Origin of the sequence: Vibrio sp. 10N.222.48.A3 (genome assembly GCF_041475345.1) — a bacterium.
In the GTDB taxonomy this organism is placed as follows: Bacteria; Pseudomonadota; Gammaproteobacteria; order Enterobacterales; family Vibrionaceae; genus Vibrio; species Vibrio tasmaniensis_A.
Map to the genome: position 1 here is coordinate 1 of NZ_JBFRVX010000795.1, position 4160 is coordinate 4160.

Annotated in this window: 4 protein-coding genes and 4 tRNA genes; 6 read left to right on the forward strand and 2 right to left on the reverse strand. The window is 43.4% G+C overall.

Going from position 1 to position 4160, the window contains the following annotated elements; translation table 11 throughout:
* Nucleotides 1-380, reverse strand: a 380-nt coding sequence (locus AB4653_RS19870) for a GNAT family N-acetyltransferase (RefSeq protein WP_372105120.1), incomplete at its 3' end; no start/stop codon positions are given.
* 66 nt (nucleotides 381-446) lie between these two features.
* On the opposite strand from AB4653_RS19870, the gene murB reads away from it, so the two are divergent.
* Both murB and birA read left to right on the forward strand, forming a co-directional pair.
* Nucleotides 447-1493 carry a UDP-N-acetylmuramate dehydrogenase gene (gene murB / locus AB4653_RS19875; RefSeq protein WP_009844723.1) on the forward strand — a complete coding sequence of 349 codons (1047 nt, stop codon included), beginning with the start codon at nucleotides 447-449 and terminating at the stop codon, nucleotides 1491-1493.
* Nucleotides 1490-2455, forward strand: coding sequence for a bifunctional biotin--[acetyl-CoA-carboxylase] ligase/biotin operon repressor BirA (gene birA / locus AB4653_RS19880; RefSeq protein ID WP_009844724.1), 966 nt, complete (start codon nucleotides 1490-1492; stop codon nucleotides 2453-2455). The genes murB and birA overlap by 4 nt, the downstream gene beginning before the upstream one ends.
* 7 nt (nucleotides 2456-2462) lie before the next feature.
* On the opposite strand, the gene coaA is transcribed toward birA, so the two are convergent.
* Nucleotides 2463-3386: a type I pantothenate kinase gene (gene coaA / locus AB4653_RS19885; protein WP_009844725.1), complete on the reverse strand. Its 924-nt coding sequence runs from the start codon at nucleotides 3384-3386 to the stop codon at nucleotides 2463-2465.
* A gap of 209 nt (nucleotides 3387-3595) precedes the next feature.
* Here coaA and AB4653_RS19890 point away from each other — a divergent pair.
* From AB4653_RS19890 to AB4653_RS19905, 4 genes are all read left to right on the forward strand, one after another.
* A tRNA-Thr gene (locus AB4653_RS19890) sits at nucleotides 3596-3671 on the forward strand.
* 44 nt (nucleotides 3672-3715) lie between these two features.
* Nucleotides 3716-3800 (forward strand) — tRNA-Tyr (locus AB4653_RS19895).
* Between the two features lie 39 nt (nucleotides 3801-3839).
* Nucleotides 3840-3914 (forward strand) — tRNA-Gly (locus AB4653_RS19900).
* Between the two features lie 13 nt (nucleotides 3915-3927).
* Nucleotides 3928-4003, forward strand: a tRNA-Thr gene (locus tag AB4653_RS19905).
* The last annotated feature ends 157 nt before the right edge of the window (nucleotides 4004-4160 follow it).

Here is a 4160-nt window from a genome sequence, read left to right on the forward strand (position 1 = left end):
TAGCGCTCGTATAAAACTCTTAAACCATTTGGCAGATCTTTAGGGTCTATTTGTATGAATAGGTGCCGCGCGTAAAAATTGGTGAGATGAGCGTACGCAAAGCAGTAATCGTCTTCCGTAAGTGCATGTTGCGCACAATAATCCATAAGTTTGGAACCTAATTGCTTACCGCGATGTTGTTTTGATATCGCCATTCCAGTAAGTAAGCGATTATTTTCTATTGTACGAAAGCGCACGACACCGCACAGCTCGTTATCCAGTAATAACGAATAGATCAGTTCACTTTTATTGGCTTTTCCCGTTGGGTAATGTTCTTTATAGAAACGTTTAACTAAGGGAACCTTTACTGGGTCTAATTGGGTAATGATGACATTGTTCATTCAGTCACTGCGCCATTGGTTTATCTGCTGTAGAATGACTGCAGTGTAAGTTAATTGAATATCGCCATGCAATTCCATCTCAATGCTAGTTTAAAAAATGTTCATACTTTTTCCATAGATCAGACGTGTGATACGTTGGTTGAAGTCACCACTATCGAAGAATTAATTTCCGTTTACAGAGACCCTAAATGGTCAGCTTTACCTAAGTTAATACTGGGTAAAGGCAGTAATATGCTTTTTACTGAGCACTTCGCTGGTCTGGTCATAGTGAATAAATTATCCGGGATTGAGTTGACCGAGACGGACAGTCATCACCTACTGCATGTTAGTGGGGGGGAAGATTGGCCACACTTAGTTGAATGGAGTGTGGATAAAGGGCTCGGTGGTCTAGAAAACCTAGCAATGATACCTGGCTGTTCAGGTTCGGCTCCGATTCAAAATATTGGTGCGTATGGTGTTGAGCTACAAGACGTATGCGAGTATGTCGATATCCTGTGTCTGGATACTTATACAGTTAAGCGATTGAGCAAAGAAGAGTGTCTCTTTGGTTACCGAGATTCTATTTTCAAGCACGCTCTCTACGATAAAGCGATTGTTGTTGCGATTGGTTTAACGTTGCCGAAAGAGTGGGAGCCATGCAATCACTATGGCCCGTTAAAAAGCCTAGCAGCCGATACGCTCTCTCCTCGTACTATATTTGATGAAGTATGCGCTATCCGTTCAAGTAAGTTGCCAGACCCTAGAGTCCAAGGCAATGCGGGCAGCTTCTTCAAAAACCCTGTGATCACCAAAGATCATTTTGATCGCTTGTTCGCTCTATACCCAAACATTGTCGGCTATGAGAGCAATGACATGATCAAAGTCGCTGCAGGCTGGCTGATTGATCAATGCCAGTTCAAAGGTGTGACAGAAGGAGGTGCTCAAGTTCACCCAAACCAAGCATTAGTTATCATCAATTATGATAAGGCTTCTGCTGTGGATATCCTTAAGCTTGCAGAGCGAGTGCGTCAGTCTGTCTTGAATAAATTCGATATTCGATTAGAACATGAAGTGCGTTTTATGGGACGAGACTGCGAGACAAATCTAGACAAGGCTTTGGAGTCATTGGCATGAGAGAACACAGTACCAAGCTTGCACTATTGAAGTGTATTGCTGACGGTGAGTTTCATTCAGGTGAAGATCTAGGTGAAATGATTGGTGTATCACGAGCGGCTATCAGTAAGCACATTAAAGGTATTCAAGGGTGGGGTTTAGATATCTACCGAGTACAAGGCAAGGGCTATAAGTTAGCTAGCCGTTTAGATATGCTTAACGAAGACAAATTGTCTGTTGTTAGTCGAGATGCTTCTCTTGAACTGATTCCAATCATAGGTTCTACAAACCAACACCTATTAGAGCGTACTAACACCCTAGAATCGGGTTCTGTCTGTATTGCTGAATATCAAGCTGCGGGACGTGGACGTCGTGGACGAGAGTGGGTATCGCCATTCGGTGCAAACCTCTATCTTTCAATGTATTGGAGACTCGACGCAGGGATGGCTGCTGCGATGGGCTTGAGCCTTGTGGTTGGTGTAGCTGTTGTTGAAGCTTTGGAAGAGATGGGCGTAGAAGGTATAAAGCTCAAATGGCCGAACGACCTTTACCACAATGACAAGAAGCTTGCTGGTATCTTGGTAGAGCTGTCAGGACAGTCTGGTGGCGCTGCTCATATTGTGATTGGTTTAGGGCTAAACTTATCCATGGATCCAACAACATCAGGTATTGGTCAACCGTGGACTTCTCTTAAAGAAGTGTGTGACGGGAAGGTGCCCGATCGCAATCAGTTAGCGCAGGCTCTGATCAATGCTTGGGACAAGTCTCTTGTTGATTATGAGTTGAAAGGGATGTCGAATTTTGTAGAGCGTTGGAATCGCTTTGATAATTTCTTAGGTCGCAATGTTAGGTTGATCATTGGACCTAGAGAAATTGAAGGTGTTGTTCAAGGCATCGATGAACAAGGTGCTGTATTACTCAAAACTGAGAATGGTATCGAGAGCTATATCGGCGGAGAGATATCGCTAAGAAAAGGCGATTAAGGTGTTACTATTTTCTTAGTAATACTTCTTCAACCATATGATCTGCGCCTTTACGTAGAATCAAGTGAGCCCTTTCTCGTGTAGGAAGGATATTTTGTTCTAGGTTCAAGCCATTAATTGAACTCCAGATACCTTCCGCTTTATCCAGTGCCGCTTGGTTCGATAATTTTGTGTAATGACTAAAGTAAGAGCCAGGTTTGGTAAACGCACCATCGCGGAATTTCATAAAGCGATTGACGTACCACTCTTTGATTTGTTGGCTATCAGCGTCAACATAGAGAGAGAAATCAAGGAAGTCTGAAATAAACACGCGATGTGGCTCGTGTGGATCGTTCATGCCTGTTTGCAAGACATTAAGTCCTTCAATAATAAGCACATCTGGTAGGTCGACACACTTAACGTCATCAGTAATGTTGTACGTAAGATGTGAGTACACGGGAGCCGTGACATTTCTCTTGCATGCTTTTACATCCGAAACAAAGTTCACTAAACGCTTAATATCGTAAGACTCCGGAAAGCCCTTTTTACTCATCAATCCTTTTTCTTCTAACACCTCATTTGGGTATAAGAAGCCATCGGTTGTGACTAGCTCAACTTTTGGGTGGTTCTCCCAGCGAGAAAGTAGGGCTTTAAGCAGTCGTGCAGTTGTACTTTTGCCCACAGCGACACTTCCAGCAATACCGATGATAAAAGGTGGTGCTTTCTCGTTTTTATCCAGGAATTGATGGAGTACTGAGTTTCTATTCTGTCTGGCTGCCACATAGAGATTTAATAGGCGAGAGAGCGGCAGGTAGATCTCAACGGCTTCCTCCATTGTGAGCTTTTCATTGATGCCTTGAAGCTCTTTTAAGTCGCTCTCAGAAAGTGTCATCGGAACTAAATTCCTTAGCTCAGACCAACGTTCGCGGTCAAATGACATAAATGGGCTCATATAAACTCTATAGTGGATAACAAAACAAGTGCATGGAAAATACATCAAGCGATAGATAAATAAAATATCTTCCTGTACTAGATGTGGGTTAAAGGCAGAAACCTTGAGCTAAATAGCCGTATATAGGAATTTGATAGGAGAATTTTTCACTTTTTTTCAATTTACTATTGCAAGGTGGAAAATCATTCAATAAAATGCGCCCCACTTGTGCCGACTTAGCTCAGTAGGTAGAGCAACTGACTTGTAATCAGTAGGTCACCAGTTCGATTCCGGTAGTCGGCACCACTTTCTCCCTTTCTTTAAGGTAAGCGAGAGAAAGCTCAAAATTTGGAGGGGTTCCCGAGTGGCCAAAGGGAGCAGACTGTAAATCTGCCGGCACTGCCTTCGATGGTTCGAATCCGTCTCCCTCCACCATATTCTAAAGGTTAAATAGCTCAAACAGAGTTACGTGTTGCGTGCATCGTATAATGGCTATTACCTCAGCCTTCCAAGCTGATGATGCGGGTTCGATTCCCGCTGCACGCTCCAACTCATTTTGTGTGCTGATATAGCTCAGTCGGTAGAGCGCACCCTTGGTAAGGGTGAGGTCCCCAGTTCGACTCTGGGTATTAGCACCAGTCAAAAGCTTCTTCTCCTTTAATAAAGAAAACCATTTTTTTTGGTTGCGTGGTCTTATTTTAAGCCACCTAATCCGTACCTAGAGGGACACCCCATGTCTAAAGAAAAATTTGAACGTACGAAACCGCACGTAAACGTTGGTACTATCGGCCACGT